Origin of the sequence: Gillisia hiemivivida, assembly GCF_007997295.1 — a bacterium.
Lineage (GTDB): Bacteria > Bacteroidota > Bacteroidia > Flavobacteriales > Flavobacteriaceae > Gillisia > Gillisia hiemivivida.
Window position 1 is genome coordinate 16038 of sequence record NZ_VORY01000027.1, and the last position, 20775, is coordinate 36812.

Annotated in this window: 14 protein-coding genes and 1 tRNA gene; 5 read left to right on the forward strand and 10 right to left on the reverse strand. The window is 37.0% G+C overall.

The features are described from left to right. Window positions 1-26: 26 nt before the first annotated feature. The 4 genes from ftsZ to ES724_RS15075 all read left to right on the forward strand — a co-directional run bounded on the left by ftsZ (window position 27) and on the right by ES724_RS15075 (window position 3660). Window positions 27-1997 carry a cell division protein FtsZ gene (ftsZ, locus tag ES724_RS15060; protein WP_146934461.1) on the forward strand — a complete coding sequence of 657 codons (1971 nt, stop codon included), beginning with the start codon at window positions 27-29 and terminating at the stop codon, window positions 1995-1997. 90 nt (window positions 1998-2087) lie between these two features. Then, complete coding sequence (locus ES724_RS15065; protein ID WP_146934463.1) at window positions 2088-2537, forward strand: GatB/YqeY domain-containing protein; 450 nt, start codon at window positions 2088-2090, stop codon at window positions 2535-2537. Between the two features lie 66 nt (window positions 2538-2603). Next, a tRNA-Arg gene (locus ES724_RS15070) sits at window positions 2604-2677 on the forward strand. A 281-nt stretch (window positions 2678-2958) separates the two neighbouring features. Beyond that, window positions 2959-3660: a class I SAM-dependent methyltransferase gene (locus ES724_RS15075; protein ID WP_146934465.1), complete on the forward strand. Its 702-nt coding sequence runs from the start codon at window positions 2959-2961 to the stop codon at window positions 3658-3660. A gap of 249 nt (window positions 3661-3909) precedes the next feature. Here ES724_RS15075 and ES724_RS15080 read toward each other — a convergent pair whose 3' ends face one another. From ES724_RS15080 to ES724_RS15125, 10 genes are all read right to left on the reverse strand, one after another. Further along, on the reverse strand, window positions 3910-5112 hold the full coding sequence (locus ES724_RS15080; RefSeq protein ID WP_146934468.1) for a sensor histidine kinase: 1203 nt from the start codon (window positions 5110-5112) through the stop codon (window positions 3910-3912). Between the two features lie 345 nt (window positions 5113-5457). Further along, window positions 5458-7995: an excinuclease ABC subunit UvrA gene (gene uvrA / locus ES724_RS15085; protein ID WP_146934471.1), complete on the reverse strand. Its 2538-nt coding sequence runs from the start codon at window positions 7993-7995 to the stop codon at window positions 5458-5460. 118 nt (window positions 7996-8113) lie between these two features. Further along, a complete protein-coding gene (locus ES724_RS17045) occupies window positions 8114-8263 on the reverse strand; it encodes an aquaporin (protein WP_211362775.1) in 150 nt (49 codons plus the stop codon). 202 nt (window positions 8264-8465) lie between these two features. Beyond that, complete coding sequence (locus tag ES724_RS15095; RefSeq protein WP_146934473.1) at window positions 8466-8864, reverse strand: GlcG/HbpS family heme-binding protein; 399 nt, start codon at window positions 8862-8864, stop codon at window positions 8466-8468. Between the two features lie 102 nt (window positions 8865-8966). Continuing rightward, complete coding sequence (gene fdhA, locus ES724_RS15100) at window positions 8967-10157, reverse strand: formaldehyde dehydrogenase, glutathione-independent (protein WP_146934476.1); 1191 nt, start codon at window positions 10155-10157, stop codon at window positions 8967-8969. 202 nt (window positions 10158-10359) lie between these two features. Further along, complete coding sequence (locus ES724_RS15105) at window positions 10360-11193, reverse strand: helix-turn-helix domain-containing protein (protein ID WP_146934479.1); 834 nt, start codon at window positions 11191-11193, stop codon at window positions 10360-10362. 845 nt (window positions 11194-12038) lie between these two features. Continuing rightward, window positions 12039-13229, reverse strand: a complete 1191-nt coding sequence (locus tag ES724_RS15110) for a cystathionine gamma-synthase family protein (RefSeq protein WP_146934482.1) — start codon at window positions 13227-13229, stop codon at window positions 12039-12041. 4 nt (window positions 13230-13233) lie between these two features. Then, window positions 13234-14376 (reverse strand): amidohydrolase, encoded by a 1143-nt coding sequence (locus ES724_RS15115; RefSeq protein WP_146934485.1) that lies wholly within the window; start codon window positions 14374-14376, stop codon window positions 13234-13236. Window positions 14377-14906: 530 nt separating this feature from the next. Beyond that, the gene (locus tag ES724_RS15120) at window positions 14907-16955 is read right to left on the reverse strand and encodes a PAS domain-containing hybrid sensor histidine kinase/response regulator (protein ID WP_146934488.1); all 2049 of its coding nucleotides are present in this window, start codon (window positions 16953-16955) and stop codon (window positions 14907-14909) included. Next, complete coding sequence (locus ES724_RS15125) at window positions 16952-17773, reverse strand: alpha/beta fold hydrolase (protein ID WP_146934491.1); 822 nt, start codon at window positions 17771-17773, stop codon at window positions 16952-16954. The genes ES724_RS15120 and ES724_RS15125 overlap by 4 nt, the downstream gene beginning before the upstream one ends. Window positions 17774-18254: 481 nt before the next feature. Here ES724_RS15125 and ES724_RS15130 point away from each other — a divergent pair, with 481 nt between their 5' ends. Continuing rightward, window positions 18255-19658 (forward strand): alanine/glycine:cation symporter family protein, encoded by a 1404-nt coding sequence (locus ES724_RS15130; RefSeq protein WP_146934494.1) that lies wholly within the window; start codon window positions 18255-18257, stop codon window positions 19656-19658. Window positions 19659-20775 lie beyond the last annotated feature (1117 nt).

The following is a 20775-nucleotide window of genomic DNA, read 5'->3' on the forward strand; positions in this document are numbered from 1 at the left end:
AATATAGAACCAGTAAAAAAGGATTTATGAGCAGTACAGAATTCGGAAATATTTCATTCGATTTACCCAAAAACCAATCCAACGTGATCAAGGTTATTGGAGTAGGAGGGGGTGGTAGCAATGCCATCAATCACATGTTTCAACAAGGAATCAAGGGAGTTGATTTTATTATTTGTAATACAGATTCCCAGGCCTTGGAAAATAGCACGGTTCCCAATAAAATTCAGTTAGGTGTTCACTTAACAGAAGGTTTAGGAGCTGGCGCAGACCCAAAAGTGGGTGAAAACGCCGCTATAGAAAGTAGTGAGGAAATCAAACGCATGCTTGGCACCAATACAAAAATGGTGTTTATTACCGCTGGTATGGGTGGAGGAACCGGAACAGGAGCTGCCCCTGTGATTGCCAAACAAGCCAAAGAAATGGATATTCTTACTGTGGGGATCGTAACTATCCCTTTTCAGTTTGAGGGAAAGATGCGAAATGAACAGGCTCAACTTGGAGTAGAAAACCTAAGAAAACACGTAGATTCTCTAATTGTTATCAATAATAATAAATTAAGAGAGGTTTATGGGAACCTTGGTTTTAAAGCTGGATTCTCAAAAGCCGATGAAGTATTAGCAACTGCTTCCAGAGGAATTGCAGAAGTTATTACTCATCACTATACACAAAACATCGATTTACGTGATGCTAAAACGGTTCTTAGTAATAGTGGTACTGCTATTATGGGGTCGGCATTTGCATCTGGGGCAAGTAGAGCAAATGATGCGATCATCAAAGCTTTAGATTCTCCGTTGTTAAATGACAACAAAATTAAAGGAGCTCAAAATGTGTTGTTATTGATCGTTTCTGGTTCTGAAGAGATCACTATTGATGAAATAGGAGAGATCAACGATCACATTCAAAATGAAGCTGGACATAGTGCCAATATCATTATGGGAGTTGGTGAAGATGAAAGTTTAGAAGATGCAATCGCAGTAACAATTATTGCCACGGGTTTTAATGTAGAGCAGCAAAATGAAATTGTTAATACCGAAACAAAGAGAATCATCCACACTTTAGAGGATGAGCAAAAAGCTGTTCACAATTTTGATCAGAATAAATTTCAAAGACCTGCTTTTAATGAAGAAGAACCAGGAGAAGAAAAAGAGCAAAAGATCGTTCATACGTTAGGAGAAGAAGATAACTCTAAGACTCAAGAAGTAAAAGAAGATCTTCGCACCCCTCCAAGTGCCAGAAATATGAATGTGGATTACGAGGAAGTGTCTTATAAGGAAGATGATTTTATAATTACAGACACTTCAGCGAAAATAAATAAACTGGAGAAGCAGGAAAAAGAAAAATTAGAAGATGAATCTGAAGATCAGTTCATGTTCACTTTTGATTTCCCTATTAATCCAGAACAGAAACAGTCTAAAGAAGAACCTAAGACTGGAGAAAAGTCTCAGGGGTCTTTTGAAGCAGAAAAGCCAAAAAACCAGCGAATTATCCATGATCTTAATGATGAGACCAAGGATATGGAAGTGAACGAGCCAATTGAGATCATTCCTGTAACTGAAAATTCTTCAACTGGAGAAAAGCGTTATAGTCTGGATGATTATATGGAAGTGGAGCAAATGCTTAAAAAGTCGAAACCTGTTCAGCAAAAAGTAAAAGAGGAAGAGCATGTAGTTTTCGAGAAGAAGACGGTGGCTCCCGAACCTGAAAAGAAAAAAATATCAGACCATGAGAACGATCCTTTTGACAATCCTATTTCTGAAGGCTTAATAGAAAGAGCTGCAGAAAGAAGAGCAAAAATGAAGGAATTCAACTATAAGTTTAGAAGTAACGCCGCTCAAATAGATGAAATTGAAAAGCAACCAGCATATAAACGTGCAGGCATAGATCTTGAAAATTCCCGAAAGGAAGAAGAGAAGCTTTCCAGAACAACTTTGGGAGGTGATAATGACGATCTTAAGTTTAGAAGTAACAATTCGTTTTTACACGATAACGTAGACTAAGCTTAAATTTACCCCAACAATTAACCTGAAATTCCCCAAAGAATTTCAGGTTTTATTTTTATATTCGCAGTCTTAATTAATACACTTAATATGAGTTTACAGGACCAGGTAATGACCGAATTGAAAGCTGCTATGCGTGCTAAAGACGCGGTTAAATTAGAGGCTCTGCGTGCCATTAAAAGTGGAATATTATTGGCGCAAACAGAAACCGGTACTAAGGAAGAAATATCTGAAGAAGAGGAGTTGAAGTTGCTTCAGAAATTAGTAAAACAACGCAAGGACAGCGCTGCAATTTATAAGGAACAGAACAGAAAAGATCTGGCACAACCAGAATTGGATCAAGCTGCAGTGATCGAGCAATTTTTACCAGCTCAGTTAAGCGAAGCAGAAATAGAGCAGAAAATAAAAGACATTATTACTAAAACTGGTGCTTCAGGAATGAAGGATATGGGAAAAGTAATGGGAATGGCTTCTGGAGAATTGGCTGGAAAAGCTGATGGCAAGACTATTTCGATGATCGTTAAGAGAGAATTACAGTAAGCAATTAACAATAAACAATTAACAATAAGCAATGATCATTGGTAATTGTTTATTGATAATTGAATTGGCCGCGTGGCGCAACTGAATAGCGCATCAGATTTCGGCTCTGAGGGTTGGGGGTTTGAATCCCTTCGCGGTCACGAATAAATAGGAAAGGATAAAAATTTGTCGAGCTTGCTCGTAAATAATTTTTATCCTTTCCTATTTTCAAAGCGGAGCTTTGAGGGATCACCACGGGTAATCCTTCGCTGGCACAATAAAAGTTCATCGAAAGGTGGGCTTTTTTTTTGAATGAAATTTGAGCTAGCTCAAGGATCGAATGTTTCGTGAGTTTTACTATAGTTTTTTAGGTATAACTTGTGCGTTTATATTAATACATATAATTATGCTTTTATAGATTGTATTGACCAATAGCGTGTTCATGAAGAAAAAAGAAAATGGAACTAAAATAATAAAAAAGCCCTGGCCCACCAAAGATGCTATGGAGCAGGTTTATGAAATGAAACTTTGGGGTGACAACAAATCTGATTTTTATTCAGGTTTAGGGTCTCATGATCCGGAGATAATAAATCCATATTTAGAGGTTTTAATATCATTTTTAACATCTTTTAAAAATCCTCTAAGGGTATGTGATCTAGGTTGTGGGGATTTTAATGTAGGAAAAGAATTGGTTAAGCATACTAAGAAATATGTTGCGGTAGATATAGTGACAAACCTTATAGAATATAATAGAGAAAAATTTAAAGCAGAAAATTTAGAATTCCATTGTTTGGATATAGCAGTAGATGATCTGCCTTCTGGGGATTGTGTAATTCTAAGACAAGTACTGCAACATTTATCAAATGCTGAAGTACAAAGCCTAGTGAGTAAGTTGACTGATTATAAATATGTTATTTTAACTGAACATTTACCGGAAGGAGACTTTGTACCCAATAAAGAGTTAATATCTGGACAAGGAATTAGACTAAAAAAACGAAGTGGTATAAACTTATTAGCTCCTCCATTTAATTTAAAGGTAAAAGAAGAAAAACGGTTATTGTCTGTTGTTTTAAATGATTGTAAAGGAGTTATAGTAACTACGTTTTATAAGATTTTTCAAACTACAAGTATTCTAATGCTCTAGACAACATTCAAATGTTTTATATCGGACTTAATTTACGCAAGAAAGCTTGGATTGGGGACTCAATCTTGTCGTCTTAGTTGTTTTTTTAATCCCTCATTGAGGGTTTAATTCCCGAGGCTTGCCTCGAATTTTTAAAAGTATTTTCCAAGTCATGCCTCGTGGGCTTGCCCCAAGGTTCTTGATTTTGATGTTTAAAACAGAAATTTTAGTAATATGCCCGCTATTTGTAATAACCGCTATTGGCACAGGTTACTTTTCAAATGTAAATATGAACCTGGCTCCCTTTGTTGGTTCTGACTCTACTTTTATTGAGCCACCACTATTTTCTATTACTTTTTTTACTGTTGCTAAACCTATTCCGTTACCTTTTATACCAAACCTATCTTCATTTCCAAGAACTTCAAAAATTTCAAAAATCTTTTCCTGATTTTCTAAAGCTATTCCTAATCCATTATCTTGAACATAAAACTCGTAATGAGTGACTGATTCTGACACCCCAATTTCAATTTCTACATTTTTCTTATCATTATATTTGATCGAATTAGTAATAAGATTTATCAAAACTTGCTCCAGAGCAGCTCTATTCATTTCTATATTAGTAATTGAAGACTCTAATTTAAGTGTCAAATTGTGCTCATAAACAAAAAGACCAGTAAGCTCATCTATCAAACTATTGAGATTTATCTGTGATTTATTTTCTTTTAATACATTCTCACTTCTACTGTATTCTAGTAATCCGTCAATAAGTTTTTTTAAGTTTTCACTTGATTTTGAAATTAAACTGAGCATTTCCTTTCCTTCATTATCAACCTGAGAATTATAATTTTCAGAAAGTAGTTGTGACAACCCGATAATGCCATTTAATGGAGATTTAAGGTCATGCGCAGCGACAAATGCAAACCGCTCTAACTCTAAATTTTTTTCTTCTAAATTTGCAGAAGCTTTTTCTAAGGTTAATTTAATTTTTCTGAGATTTAATATATTCATCACTTGACGTCCTAAGGCTCTTAAAGATTGGAGTTGACTTTGACTCAATAATCTTGGTTTGTGGTCAATCACGCACAAAGTCCCAAGAGGAAGGCCATTGTCGCTGATTAAAGGAACACCTGCATAAAACACTAAGGATGGATCGCTGGTTACCAAGGGATTATCATGAAATCGTTCGTCTATTCTGGCATCTTGAACAGTGAATACATTTTTTGGATCATTTATAGCATGAGCACAAAAGGCATATTCTTTTGGTGTTTCTGTTACGTCTAAGCCATGATGAGATTTAAACCATTGACGCTTATCATCAATTAAGCTAATTAAAGAAATTTCAGTTCCACATATACCTGCTGCAATAGCAGTTATATCATCATAATCAGTTTCTGAAAGGGTGTCAAGTATAGAATATGATTCTAAATCCTTTAATCTCTCTCTTTCTTTCTCGTGTTCTTTTGGTTCTAACATTTCTTCATATTTAATCCCTCATTAAGGGTTTAACCCGCCTGACCGGCTGGGCAGGTTCCGCGAGGCCTGCCCGAAAAGAATTTCATTCAGGCGGGCTTGCCTCGAATTTTTAAAAGTATTTTCCTCCCGAACCATCGGGACATATCTAGTGAGCCCGCCCGTACTGTTCGGACGGGCTTGCCCCCGAGGTTCTTGATTGATTGTCAAGGGGCTTAGTAAACTCAAGTAGCTAAACTAGGAACTGTTTTTTAGTTTCTAGATGTAACTTTTGAGTTCATAATTTTTGTCTTGTTCTATCTTCGTTGAATAGAAATACATTCTAATATCATAAAAAGATTTTACTAATTAAGGGTGACCATTTAATGTTCTCATTAAATAAATTGCTGTTTTACTTTGTATATTTTTTGCGACTTTTTCTGGCGTTCCTGCTGCTACTACTTTTCCACCTTCTTCTCCAGCTCCGGGGCCTATGTCAATAATCCAATCACTTCCAGCCACAACTTGCATATCATGTTCTACCACAATTACAGTGTTGCCGGCATCAACTAATCTTGCAAGCTGAAGTTGTAATTTTTCTACATCAGCTGGATGCAAGCCCGTAGTTGGCTCGTCTAAAATATAAAGTATATTTCCACGACTTGGACGCTGGAGTTCTTTAGCAAGCTTTATGCGCTGCGCTTCTCCACCGGAGAGCTCAGTTGCCGGCTGACCTAAACGTAAATAGCCCAAACCTACTTCCTGCAATACTTTAAGGGGGCGACTTACTCGGTCTTCTTTCTCAAAAAATTCCGTTGCTTCATTTACGGTCATGTCAAGAACCTGGGCAATATTTTTATCATGATAAGTTACTTCCAAAGTTTCGTCATTATATCGAGTACCGCCACAAACAGAGCAGGGAGCATAGACACTTGGTAGAAATAAGAGTTCAACCATTACAAAGCCTTCGCCTTCGCAATTAGGACAACGACCCTTTCCGACATTAAATGAAAATCGACCGGCATTATAATGACGCGATTTAGCTAATTTTGTTGAGGCAAATAATTTTCGCACCACATCAAACAAGCCTGTGTAGGTCGCAAGGTTGGAGCGTGGTGTTCTTCCAATTGGTTTCTGATTGACCACGACCATACGCTTTATGTCTTCTGAACCTGCGGTAATTTTACCACCTAGCGTAGCTACAACGTCTTGTTGCAAGGCATCTTCTGATTCTTCTTCTGGAGAATCTCCGTTTCCTAATTGGGTGGACATTAATTCTACCAATACCTGGCTGACCAAACTGCTTTTACCCGAACCAGACACACCTGTAACACTGGTTAACACACCCAAAGGTAAGGATACCTCAAGATTAATTAAATTGTTTCTGGTAACTCCGCTCAATTTCAGCCATCCAGTGGGCGTCCGGGGTGGTGACTTTTTAAAAGGCAGATCATTAAAAAGATGTTCTCTGGTTTTAGACCGTGGAATATTTTTTAAATCTTCCGGTGGACCACTGTACAAAATTTCTCCGCCACCTTCGCCAGCATCCGGACCTACATCTACTATCCAGTCGGCATGGCGAATCACATCCAACTCATGCTCAACTACAAAAAGTGAATTACCGGTAGCTTTTAATCTATCCAAAGTTTTGAGTAAAGCTTCTGTATCAGCGGGATGCAATCCTGCAGAAGGCTCGTCCAATACATATACCACCCCAAATAAATTACTCCGTACCTGAGTGGCAAGTCTTAAACGCTGATGTTCACCAGGAGAAAGAGTAGGTGTGCTGCGCTCCAAGGATAAGTAGCCAAGTCCTAATTCCAATAAAACACTTACTCTCGCAACAAGATCTTCGGCGATCCGATGTGCCACCATTGCTTTCTCCTGCTGTTGTTTGAATTTAGCCAAACCCGGCGCCGAACCATCGCTATAAGGAGAGAAAATAGTAAGCAACTTCTTAATAGGCAGCCTAGAAATGTCGGCAATATCATAACCAGCAAAAGTCACCGAAAGAGATTCGCGACCTAAGCGTTTACCATTGCAGGTAGGACATTCGCTGCTCAGCATGTATTGCGACACGCGTTTTTTCATCAATGCACTTTGCGTATTTGCAAAGGTGCGTAGTACATTTCTTTTTGCACCCGTAAAAGTACCCATGTAGCTTGGTTCATTCTTACTTTTAATGGCAACTTGTACCGCGTCCCGTTCTAAGCCTGGGTATACCGGCACCTGTGGTTGTTCGTTTGTAAATAAGATCCAGTCGCGTTCTTTTTTAGGGAGATCTTTCCACGGAACATCAATATCGTAACCTAGAGTGATTAAAATGTTACGAAGATTTTGTCCCTGCCAACCAGTGGGCCAGGCAGCTATGGCTTTTTCCCGAATGCTAAGGCTATCATCGGGTACCATACTTTTTTCTGTTACCTGATATACTCTACCAAGTCCATGGCACTGAGGGCAGGCTCCTTCTGGTGTGTTTGTTGAAAATGAATCAGCATATAAAAGAGCTTGTCCCTCTGGATAATCGCCCGCGCGGGAATACAACATGCGCAACAAGTTAGACAATGTGGTCACTGAGCCGACCGAGGATCGGGTAGTTCCTGAACCTCGCTGCTGCTGTAAAGCAACCGCCGGAGGCAGACCTTCGATCTTGTCTACTTCAGGTATTGGCATTTGATGAAAAAGTCGCCTTGCATAGGGCGACACAGATTCGAGATATCTTCGCTGAGCTTCGGCATACAAGGTGCCAAAAGCAAGTGATGATTTGCCCGACCCAGAAACCCCGGTAAATACTACCAAAGCATCGCGAGGAATTTCCAGAGATACATTTTTAAGATTATTTTGCCGGGCTCCACATACAGCAACGAAGCCTTCTTTTTGCGTCTTATTTTCATTCGTTTGTTCCATGACTAGGGATGAACCAAAAAATATACCAAGAGCCTATTGGAATAGCTTTAAAACTGAGACTTTTGGTTAAGTTTAACGCTCGATTATACCCCACTCAGGTTTTCAGGGAACATAAATTTCAGCAACCCACTTGCCGCAAAAGCTCCAATGATTTGTTTAGAAATATAGAATAGAGCTTCTTTTTTTGATGTAAATTTTCCTTTAACGGTGCAATGGTGACGGATGGATTAACGTGTGAGCCAGAAATATCTCCGAAAACATAAATCATTGCACTTACTATTATTCCAAAAGCTAATGAAATTCCTATTTATCTTAAAGTTCCTTTGCTCAATTACGATAATAGCTCCTGTGCCACAAAAAAACCAATGCAAATGTGCCAATAAATTCAGCTAAATCTTTTTCATAATAATTTGAAATAAAAAAGAGGATAATTAGTTTTAATTATCCTCTTTAAATTAATTAGTATATTATTAGATTGCTGATGCTCCAGCTTCTGCAACGGTGTGATCATTTTCAACAGAACTTCCACTTACTCCAATAGCTCCAATAATTTCGTCTTGTTTATTTTTAATTGGAATTCCACCAGGAAATGTAATTAATCCGTTGTTAGAATGTTCGATATTAAATAAAGAACCTCCAGGTTGAGATAATTCACCGATACTTCCTGAATTCATATCAAAGTAGCGCGCTGTTTCAGCTTTTTTGATAGCGATATCTGTCGAACCTAACCAAGCGCCATCCATACGCCCGAAAGCAACTAAATTTGCTCCGGAATCTACTACTGCAATATTCATTTTGGTATCTATTGCGATAGCTTTCTCTTTGGCTGCTGCGATTGCTTTTTCTGCTTGTGCTAATGTAATGTTCATAATTTATGTTTTAATATTATTATTATTTCAATGCAAATTTAAACTGAGAATCTATTAATTCAATTACCAAAATAGTTTAGTAACTTATGAAAAAGGGTCAAACTACGAAGCTATCATGCCGTGTGGGTCGATAACAAACTTTTTAGCAACTCCGGTGTCAAATTCTTCATACCCTCTAGGTGCATCTTGCAGGCTTATTACTTCCGCATTTACGGCTTTGGCGATATCTACTTTATCGTGCAATATGGCATTCATTAATTGTCTGTTATATTTCATTGTAGGAGTTTGTCCGGTATGGAATGAATGGGATTTAGCCCATCCCAATCCAAAACGAATTTTCAGACTTCCTTGTTTTGCGGCCTCTTCTTTGGCTCCTGGATCTTCGGTCACATATAGACCTGGAATTCCGATAGATCCACCAGCTTTAGTAATCGCCATAGCTTGGTTTAATACAATGGCAGGCATTTCTTCCCCTGCGGAGGCGCCGTGTCCATTAGCTTCGAAACCTACACAGTCAACGAAGCAATCGACTTCGGGGATCCCGACAATCATAGCGATTTGCTCTTCTACAGGAATCCCGTTGGTTAAATCAATGGTTTCACAACCAAAACTTCTGGCATGGGCAAGACGGGCTTTATTCATATCGCCCACGATCACTACAGCTGCACCTAATAATTGGCAGCTTGAGGCACAAGCGAGACCTACTGGTCCTGCACCTGCAATATACACAACTGAACCAGCAGTTACACCTGCCATAACCGCTCCATGAAACCCTGTCGGGAAAATATCAGTAAGCATGGTCAGGTCCAATATTTTTTCCATGGCTTGATCCTTATCTGGAAATTTTAATAAGTTAAAATCCGCATAAGGTATCATTACATATTCGGCTTGGCCTCCAATCCATCCACCCATATCTACATATCCATAAGCGCCTCCTGGGCGATCTCCGTTTACATTTAAACAGATATTCGTTAGTCCTTTTTTACAATTTACACAACGACCACAAGCAACATTAAAGGGAACTGAAACCATGTCTCCTTTTTTGATAAATTCAACATCTCGTCCACATTCTATGACTTCTCCTGTGATTTCATGCCCTAGAATTAAGCCTTTTTCGGCAGTGGTTCTTCCCCTTACCATGTGTTGATCTGAACCACAAATATTACTGGCCACTATTTTTAAGATAACACCGTGTTCACATTTTCGATCTCCCAAAGCCAGTTTGGGATAGTCTATTTCCATTAATTCTACTTCTCCTGTTCCTTTATAGGCGATTCCATGATTTTTGCACATAATGTTCTGATTTTAATTAAACTAATAAATATTTTCAATCGAATTTAGTTTTCAATTTAAGTTACTTTTGCTGGTTAACGCTTATGAAAACAGGTCAATAATTTGTAAATAAGGTCAAGCAACAAATATTTAGGGAGCTTTAAGAGTGAAGTTAATCTTATTTGACTGAAAATGAATTAAATACGGAAAATAAAAGCTATAATCAAGCTTCTTTTGGGCTGAAACCAAATTTATTTTTAAATGCAGTACTAAAATTTGAAAGGTTGTTATACCCAAAATCTAAATAAATGTCTGATGGTTTTAAATCTCCTTGTTCCAAAATTTCTTTCGATTTTTGAAGCCGTTTATCCTGCAGCCATTTTCCTGGAGACACATTATATTCTTTAATGAAATAGCGCTTAAAGGTTGATAGGCTCATATGGCATAGGAATGCAATTTCCTCTAGCTTTAAGTTTGAATCTATTTGACTTTCAACAATCTTTTTAAATTGTGACTTTTCCTTAACTATTAACGAATGTAAATAGATTTCAAACTTTCTTCCATATTTCTGTAGAAGATAAAGCATCAATTCTTCAAATTTTACAGCAAGTAAATTCTCCATAAAAACTGTTGGTACCTCACTAATTGTGGATAAAGAATTTAAATATGAAGTGATATATGCATCATTTCTGATAATGAAATAAGGTGATCCATCTTTTGCGATGGATTGAAATTCAGAATATTTATCTAAAAAATTCTTAAGCTTTTTATCCGAAAAAAAGAAGAGTTTACAATAATAAGTCGCATTTGTATCCAACAATTCGGTCCAAAGCCAATTTCCTTTTTTAAGCAATAAAGATTGGTCTTTATTTACTGCAACTGCTGTTCCAGCAAAATGAACTTGTTTTTTTCCAACTTGTAAAAAGCTAAACATATTCATGCCTAAATTGACCTTGCTTTTAACAATATCATTGGTCATTTTAAAATCATAGACGAATAAATCAGGACTTTCTTCCTTGTCCTCAATATAGATTTCAGGTATGTTTTCTATTGGCATCTGGATTTTTTTTCAGCTTGCAGCTAACTCATATTATAAAAACGAATATAGCATTTTATAAAGATTATTATCGAGATAACAGCAGTTGGACATTGTATTTAAAAGTATTGAGAGCAGCTCAATTTAGTTTATGTACCGATTAGTCATCACCCTATAAAATGTTTCTAGCAGTTCTTGAGCTTTTTTAAACTTAATTTTATCGATGGTTGAAAATACTATGTCATTAGATCAATAATTAAAGAAAGGATGCTTAGAAAATTGTTCTAATCTTTCCAGAGAAATTTTAATATAGTTGTAGACAATTTTTAAGGATTGAAAGCTGATTTTGAGCATGTCATTTTAATCCCTCATTGAGGGATTAACCCGCCTGACCGGCTGGGCAGGTTCCCCGAGGCCTGCCCGAAATATTCAGGCGGGCTTGCCTCGAATTTTTAAAAGTATTTTCCTCCCGAACCATCGGGACATACCTAGTGGGCCCGCCCGTACCGTTCGGGCGGGCTTGCCCCGAGGCTCTTGATTTTATTCTCTGTTTGAATATAGATAACGCAATAGTTCTATAGGGCTGAACAAAATGAACACATTGGGATTAAGGCAGGTAAACAAGGTGACTCATATTTCCGCAATAGCCCATTAGTAAAAAGCAACTGAAATCTAATCAAAAAGGTTTGAAAAATGAGGCAGTAGGTTTATCCTGTATCTATAAAAATGCTGCTATTTGGTTTAAAAGTTTTTTTGTAGCACATTCACATATAGGATGCTACTCAAAAAATTAGCCGATTTAGAAGCGGCTTACTTCAACTTGGATTAACTAAATTATGGAATTGTTGCGTTCAATGGGTTGCTAATTAGATTTTTGAAAGCGCTTGATCAAAATCAGCAATAATATCTTCTATATTTTCTATTCCCACCGCACATCGTATTAAGGTTTCAGGAATACCCAACTGTTTTCGCTCTTCTTCTGTGGCTTCAACATGACTTGTTACTTTTGGTGGGCCTATAAGTGTACTTACTGAACCTAAACTTGCTGCCAAATGAGCCAGCTCCAAACTATTCAAAAACACTTTCACTTTGCCGAAATTTCCTTTAACAGAGAAGGATAATACTCCTCCAAATCCTGTCATTTGGCTTGATGCAATTTTGTGTCCGGGGTGTGATTCCAGTCCTGGATAAAAAACCTGTTCAATTTTTTTATGTCTTTCCAGATGTTCAGCCAACTTCATGGCATTTTCATTTTGTCTCAAAACCCTCAATTCCAGCGTTTGGATTCCCCTCAATAACATGTAAGCAGTATTTGCATGCAAACTGGCACCGTTGATTTCCCGATAATGAAATATTTGTTGTATTAAATCTTTTTTACCGCAAGCTACTCCTCCCATTGCATCGGAATGACCTCCCAGATATTTTGTAGCGCTATGCAAAACAATATCGGCGCCAAGCTCCAGAGGCTGTTGATTGATTGGCGAAGCAAATGTATTGTCTACAACAACTAATGCCCCAACTTCGTGGGCAGCCTTAATGAGCCTTTTTAAATCCAGTATTTTTAAGGTGGGATTTGTAGGAGTTTCCAGATATAGCATCTTACAGCCTTTTTTTACTTCTGCTTCAATTTCCTCATGATTTGTGGTATCACAGAGGCTTACCTCAATTCCATTCTTAGGAAGAAATTCTAAAAACACAATACTCGTACCACCATAAGTATCTTTGATAGAAACAACGCGATCGCCCTGGGATAAAAAAGTTGACAAAGTGTTGCTTATTGCGGCCATACCTGTTGAAAAGCTAGTAGCTGCTTCGGCATTTTCAAGAACTCTTACTTTTTCTTCAAAAACTGCTACCGTTGGATTGGTGTTTCTACTATAGATATGCCCTTCTTTCTTCCCAATGGCCACATCAAACCAGTCATCCACGTTGTCATATCCAAATGTTACACTATTTACGATAGGTACCTGAGTAGCTCCCTGATAGAACAATTCGCTCTGCCCTCCCCATACCGCTTTTGTTCCTTGTTTCTTACTGTTCATTTTGTCGCTTTTCATAGTTTCATTTTGGATGCGTTAATATTCTTTTAATTATTCCCTTAAACATGTTCATTCCCGTTTCTATGATTTCATCAGGGAAATCATAGTTGGCTTGATGTAGGGCAGGGGATTCTAGCCCGGCTCCAATGCCAAACATGGCAGCCTTGTGTTTTTTAGAAAACCAGCCAAAATCTTCTCCAAATTTAAAAGGGGTAATTTTATTAATGATATCATAATTGTGCATTTTTGCTGTCTCTGTAATGACTTGGGTACAGAACTCGTCATTAAAAACTGCGGGGAAAAAATCAAACCATTTTGCTGTGTAAGGCAATTTATGTTTTGAGCAAACTTCTAAAAGAATCCTGTCAACATCCTGCTTTAGCCCTTCCATTTTCTCTATGCTTTTGGTTCTTAACGTATAATGTATCTCGCCATACCCGGCAGAAATGCCATAAGATTTCACTCCCATGCTGGAATAAATGGGTACACATAACCTGAAATCTTCTTTCGCAGGGTCATTATTATTTAACCTATTAAATTTTTGTATAAGCTCAGCAATACACAATGCCGGATTCACTCCATATTCAGGTTCAGCAGAATGCGACTCTTTACCTTTCAGTTGGATAGCAACACTCTGCACAGTAGAAGAAAAATTGCCGTTAATGGTTATAATAGAATGAATTGGATGACCGGGAACATTATGCAATGCAAATATATAATCCGGTTTTAACTCACTAAACCTATTATCGTTTAAAACATTTGGCGCACCGGCACCTGTTTCTTCAGCCGGTTGAAAAAGCAATATCACTTTTCCATTCTTAAAATTCTGTTCTTTTAGCCAAAAGAACAGTCCGGCTACAATGGCCATATGACCATCGTGGCCACATTTGTGGGATATGCCTTTATTGATAGAACGGTGCAGAAAGTTATTTTCTTCTACAATAGGAAGAGCATCCAATTCGCAGCGAATTACAATAGTGGGACCGCTATTTGAAAACTCAGTTATAACTGCTAACCCATTCCCTCCAATATTTTCAATTATTTTGGCATTATGATATTTTTCTATGAATTTCTTAATCCGTCCAGCCGTTTCTGTCTCTTGCCCCGACAGCTCAGGATATATGTGTAATTCTTTTCTGAGCAATGTTAGTTCTTCGAGACTCATCTATTTTACTTTTTTTGCACCCTGTCTTAAATTGTTTACAACATCTATTATACAAAGTAATATAGCTTTTTGTAAAGATAATTATCGGTACAGAAGTAGTTTAAAGCTTTTTATGAAAATATTGTTATCAACTCCATTTAGGAAATGGATCTATTAATCATTAGCCTGTGAAATGTTTCTGGCATCTCTTGAACTTTTTTAAACTTAATTGTACCGATGGTTGAAACTACTATGTTATAAGATCACTAATTAAATAAAACTTGCTTAGAAATGTTTTCTAAGTGTTTGATAAGACAAGCTTCAATGTAGTTGTAGAATACCTTTTCAGAAGTATGACCACTTAGCCGGAATGTTTTTAACATACCTACTCCCTTTTTAAATTTTGGGGTATAAGTTTGTTTATGCTTTTTGATTGGAGTTTTGTGAGAAAGTTTAATAAATGGACTTGTTATACCGAGTTGCTTATAAATAAAAAGCACAGCTTTAGGTGCGCTTTTTTGATTTAGATGTTATTCTAATTAAAAAAATCCCTAATCTAAAATAGCTAGAATTTCACCTGCTTTCAACTTCTTTAGGCCTTCAATGATCTTCTTGAATTCTGCGGTACATGCCTTAGATTTCTTCTGAAGTATTTCTGTAGCCGTAACATCTTTTTCTATCAAGATCCTTACTTCCTCCATCAATTTACTGAGATTGTCTGCTTGAATATAGAACATAGACATAGTGCTTTTATGTATAAGATCTCCAAGCATTTCGGTACTGTTGGCTTTTACAGCATCCAGAAATTCTTGCTCATAAGTTACTAGTGCATCTAAGGTGCTTTTGATGAATTTATCTAGATAAAGTGCATTGTGGTTAGACATCTTTACAAATTTTGAGACATTAAAAGATGGACTCTGCCCTAGTTGAGGTTGTGACGTGTTTTTTACGGCTTGAATCTCTTTCTCATCTACCATTTCCTCAACCGACTCTAGATTGGTCAGAGGATATTTTTTCATCTCTTGGTGGTCTGGATTATGTAAGTAATGTACTAACATTTCCAGTAGTTTTTCTGGCTGGAAGGGTTTAGGTACGTGATCTTGGAACCCTGCCTTTTTAAGTTTGTAGTTGATCTCTCCTCTTTCTGAAGCAGATAAAGCTATTAGAATAGGTTGTTTTTTCAGTTTCAGAGCACGAATTTCCTTAGCAGTTTTATATCCATTCAACTTGGGCATGTGTAAATCCAGCAAGATAAGATCAAAGTCCTTTTTCCTTAACATTTCTATCGCTTCAAAACCGCTTTTTGCCGATTCGTTTTCGAGTTTCCAATCATTTAAAAACTGAGCAGTTATATAAATATTGGCAGGATTGTCATCTACTACCAGCACTCGGGACGATTCTAAGATTTTTCGATCTTCTGTGCTAATTTTTTTATCCTTAGGGCAAGAATAATTTTCATTAACCTCGTACCAGATCTCGAAGCTGAATTCGGAGCCTTGACCCTCTATACTTTGCACTTTCATTTCTGATTTATGCAGGTGGAGTAGTTTTTGACTAATTGTAAGACCAAGCCCAGTGCCGCCATATTCCAGATTCACATCGTAACTAGCCTGAGAAAATTCCTGAAATATAGCTTCCAATTTGTCTTGTGGGATTCCCATTCCCGTATCACATACCTTAAATCCAAACAGGGACTCATTACTTCCTGTTTCCAGATGTTCAATAATAATTGATACAGATCCCTTTTTGGTGAACTTAATGGCGTTTCCAATAAGATTGGTAAGTATCTGCGAGAGCTTTATCGGATCTCCACTTAGTTCTTGTGGTACATTTTCGTCCATTTCTACCAACAAGTCTATATTCTTTTCTGCAGCCTTTACCCTAAAAGTTTGCTGCAGCATTTTAACCATATTTTTAATATTGAAATCTCGTTTTTCCAGTTCCACCTTTTCAGCTTCAATTTTACTCAGATCTAGCAAATTATTTACCAGCCCTAGAAGATTTTCAGATGAGAGCAGTAAGATTCTTGCATATTCCTTTTGATCCTCGTTGAGGTGGGTTTTACTTAAGAGATTTCCAATTCCTAAAATAGCATGTAGCGGAGTTCTTATTTCATGACTAATAGTAGATAAAAACTCTGCCTTAGCATGAGAATCTTCTTCAGCCTTCTTTTTGGCTGCCATTAGTTCCTTTTCATATTTCTTACGGTCGGTAATGTCAAATATGGTAGCTCGATAGGTAAGCGGATTCTTTCCTTTGGCGGGGATCTCATTCACATTTATAAGTCCGGGAAAAGAAGAACGGTCTTTTTTAACAATATCAAAATTGATTTCCTGAATAAAGCCTTGCATGCGTATTAATGGAAAAAAATGAGTTTCGAAAAAAATTTGCCCTCCTATCTTAAAAAGATCGGGGAATTTCTTAACATAGATTATCTCCTCTTTGGTAGAATTAAGCCAAGAGAGTAGGGTGCGGTTAATATTATATATAGTCCCGTCTGTTAAGAATGAAACATAGCCGCACGGGGAATTTTCATATAATTCCTCTGCAGTTTCAGTAACTTTCCCTTTAGGGATACTATGCTTATTTGTTATACTCATTGAGTCGTACTTGCAAGATAATTCTTTATAGCAAGGGTAGTTTCCTCCGGAGCACTAAGATTAGGGCAATGTCCGGTTGCATTTAAGATCTGAAATTCAGAATTCTGAAGATTATCGTGTACATATTGGCCCACTTCTACGGGAGCTATAATATCTTGAGAACACTGTAATACCAAAGTGGGTACAACTACAGATGTCAAGTCTTTACGATTATCAGATAAAAAAGTAACTTTGGCAAAATGTTTTGCGATCTCCGGATTGGTTCGGCAAAAACTATTGGTAAGCTCTTCACCCAACTCCGGTTTATCTGGATTACCCATTATAACAGGAGCCATATTAGCAGACCAACCCAAGTAGTTACTGTCTAAGGCCTCCATAAGATCGTCTATGTCTTCTTTATAAAAACCACCCACATAACCATCATCATTAATATATCTTGCAGAAGGTCCTATCATAATTAATTTTGAAAATCGTGAAGGCTCCAGATTTGCTGCAAGTGCAGCTATCATACAACTTACCGAATGAGCTACAAAAATCACATCTTTTAAGTCCAGCTCTTCGCAAATCTCTAAGATGTCTTCTGAATACCCCAAAAGCTCATCGTATTTTTCTTTGGAATAAGAATTATTGTCAGAATTACCTGCACCTACGTGATCAAAGAGAATGACCTTATAGTCTTTTTCAAATTCAGGGTACACATAGCGCCACATATGCTGGTCGCAACCGTACCCATGAGCAAATAGCATAGGCTGAATTCCGCTGCCAAGTACCTTGACATTGTTTCTTTGTAGTGCGGAAATCTTTTCTAAGGAACTCATATAAGAATATATTTTGGATGAATTTAAGAAAAGTCTAAGTAGTTTGTTGATAACAATGTGCCATTTTCACGAAATTTTATGAAACATGAATATAACTATTATTAAAAGAATTTCATGTATTTATGGATCTCTTACATGAAAATTTCAATTTCACTAGAAAATGTTTAATATTGGAATGGAGAAAATATATTCTTAACATTTGTTAAAATTTTATTTCTTCAAGAAATGTTAAAAATATCCTACAATCATCACTTTTGATTTTTCTCTTTTATAATTCACTTTTCTAATTGTTAGATTTCTAAAATATTGAACGTAACTCCATTCTGTTAATTGCGAGGCATTCGTGTGTTTGTCTTTAATTATTTTATTGAACGAATTTAAAAAAATGATCTGGTAAAATGGATTATCTTTTTACCTTCATCGAAAATATATTATTTTCAATTTTTAAAACTGCAACACCAATCTGTAGCCCTATTTATTTATGACTCAAATAGATCAATTCATTGCCGATTTTGCCTCTTTTGTATGGGGACTTCCTCTTTTAATTTTGCTAATTGGTGGTGGTTTCTATCTCCTTATTATTTCAAAATTTCTCCCTTTTAGATATTTGGGTCATGCGCTGCAAGTATTGCGAGGGAAATATGATAATCCAGATGATCCTGGAGAAATAAGTCACTTTCAGGCATTATCTACTGCCTTATCTGCTACCGTGGGAATGGGTAATATCGCCGGAGTTGCGGTGGCTATAGCAATTGGTGGACCTGGCGCTATTTTCTGGATGTGGGTTAGTGCTATTATTGGGATGGCTACAAAATTCTTTACTAATAGTTTAGCGGTCATGTATCGTGGGAAAGATTCTGATGGCAATATCCAAGGAGGTCCTATGTATTTTATTATGGAAGGATTAGGTAAGAAATGGAAAGCTTTGGCTGTGATGTTTAGTGTTGCTGGATTGGTAGGAGCGCTTCCCGTTTTTAATGTGAATCAGTTAACTCAGGCTATCAATTTTATTCTGCTGGAACCAAATGGAGTAGAAGTAGGGCTTGGTTCTAATTTAATAATTGGTTTAATTTTAGTAACAATAACTTCTGTAGTGATCTTTGGTGGTCTTTCCAGGATAAGTAAAACGGTTTCCAAATTAGTGCCTCTGATGGTGGTGATGTATTTTATTTCGGTACTTATTATTTTATTCGTGAATTCAGATCAGGTGCCTTATTATTTTGGTTTGATATTTACCGATGCTTTTGCTGCAGATAACTTCACAGGAGATTCGTTTTTAGGCGGAGTTTTAGGCGGACTAATAATTCTAGGAATCCGAAGAGGAGCATTTTCCAATGAAGCCGGTATCGGAACAGCACCTATGGCTCATGGAGCTGCTAAGACGAACGAACCAATTAGAGAAGGTTTGGTTGCTATGTTAGGCCCAGCCATAGATACTTTGGTGGTTTGTACGTTAACCGCCTTAGCTATTTTAGTAACCGGAGTTTGGCAAACTTCAGATCAGAACGGAGTAAGCTTAACCGCTGCTGCTTTTAATGATGCCATGCCCTTTTACGGAAATTATATATTGTTGATCTGTATTGTATTTTTTAGTATTTCCTCTTTGTTCTCTTATTCTTACTATGGAACAAAATGTCTTTCATTTTTAATGGGAGCAGATAAGAAGCATTACTACAATTACTTTTATATTTTAAGTATTCTGATGGGTGCAACCACTACTTTAAGTATGATGATCAATTTAATTGATGGTTTCTTTGCTTTGATGGCAATTCCAACAATGATCTCAACATTGATCCTTGCTCCAAAAGTTTTAAAAGCAGCTAAAGATTATTTCCGAAGAATGGATCTTAAGAAGAAAGAAGCTTTGGAAACTGTGAATGACTAAGGTTTTTAATTTGTCATTCCGAAGAATTGAGGAATCTCTAGTTTGAGATAATTTTTATTTCATTGAGATCCTTCGCTACGCTCAGGAATACAAGGTGTTTTAATTTGTCATTCCGAAGAATTGAGGAATCTCGAGTTAAGATAATTTTTGCTTCATTGAGATCCTTCGCTACGCTCAGGATGACAAGGTGTTTTAGTTTGTCATTCCAAAGAATTGAGGAATCTCTAGTTAAGATATTTTTTGTTTCATTGAGATCTTTCGCTTTGCTACCATTGACGTATTTTCAAAGTTACTCCCAATAAGAGACCCTGAAACAAGTTCAGGGTGACGATACTGTTTTAACTGCCGTCATGCTGTCCCGAAGCATCGGGAGTTTCAGCATCTTTCATACGTCAATTTCCTCCGCTAGATAAATTTTTTTATCACAGGTCTCAGGATGACAAGGTGTTTTAGTTTGTCATTCCGAAGAATTGAGGAATCTCGAGTTAAGATATTCTTTATTTCATTGAGATCCTTCGCTTTGCTATCATTGACGTATTTTCAAAGTTAATCCGAATAAGAGACCCTGAAACAAGTTCAGGGTGACGATACTGTTTTAACTGCCGTCATGCTGTCCCGAAGCATCGGGAGTTTCAGCATCTTTCATACGTCAATTTCCTCCGCTAGATAAATTTTTTTATCACAGGTCTCAGGATGACAAGGTGTTTTAGTTTGTCATTCCGAAGAATTGAGGAATCTCGAGTTAAGATATTCTTTATTTCATTGAGATCCTTCGCTTTGCTATCATTGACGTATTTTCAAAGTTAATCCGAATAAGAGACCCTGAAACAAGTTCAGGGTGACGATACTGTTTTAACTGCCGTCATGCTGTCCCGAAGCATCGGGAGTTTCAGCATCTTTCATACGTCAATTTCCTCCGCTAGATAAATTTTTTTATCACAGGTCTCAGGATGACAAGGTTGTTTTTATTGTCATTCCGAAGAATTGAGGAATCTCGAGTTAAGATATTCTTTATTTCATTGAGATCCTTCGCTTTGCTTAGGAATACAAGGTGTTTTAGTTTGTCATTCCGAAGAATTGAGGAATCTCTAGTTTAAGATAATTTTTATTTCATTGA